At 52.2% G+C, this 381-nt stretch carries 3 tRNA genes; all 3 read left to right on the top strand.

Annotation, left to right across the window (positions count from 1 at the left end):
- Positions 1 to 72 precede the first annotated feature (72 nt).
- The 3 genes from ACYUE0_RS17900 (at position 73) to ACYUE0_RS17890 (ending at position 325) form a co-directional block, all read left to right on the top strand.
- Positions 73 to 149, top strand: a tRNA-Asp gene (locus tag ACYUE0_RS17900).
- Between the two features lie 7 nt (positions 150 to 156).
- Positions 157 to 231, top strand: a tRNA-Thr gene (locus ACYUE0_RS17895).
- Positions 232 to 250: 19 nt separating this feature from the next.
- Positions 251 to 325, top strand: a tRNA-Glu gene (locus tag ACYUE0_RS17890).
- The last annotated feature ends 56 nt before the right edge of the window (positions 326 to 381 follow it).

The raw sequence follows: 381 nt of genomic DNA, 5'->3' as shown, positions 1-381 counted from the left end.
TCAGCTGGGAGAGCATCTGCCTTACAAGCAGAGGGTCACAGGTTCGAACCCTGTTGTGACCACCAAAAATCTGGCCTAGTGGCTCAGTTGGTTAGAGTACCGGCCTGTCACGCCGGGGGTCGAGGGTTCGAGTCCCTTCTAGGTCGCCATAATTTCGCTGGCATGGCTCAACGGTAGAGCAGCTGACTTGTAATCAGCAGGTTGTAGGTTCGATTCCTATTGCCAGCTCCACTTTTTTAAAACATAATAAGGCTCCTTGGTCAAGCGGTTAAGACACCACCCTTTCACGGTGGTAACAGGGGTTCGATTCCCCTAGGAGTCACCATTTTTGGTCGCATAGCTCAGCTGGGAGAGCATCTGCCTTACAAGCAGAGGGTCACA

The organism is Clostridium sp. CTA-19, from assembly GCF_054767855.1.
Note: the sequence above shows the minus strand (reverse complement) of the source record. Positions and strands in the feature narration are given on the sequence as shown.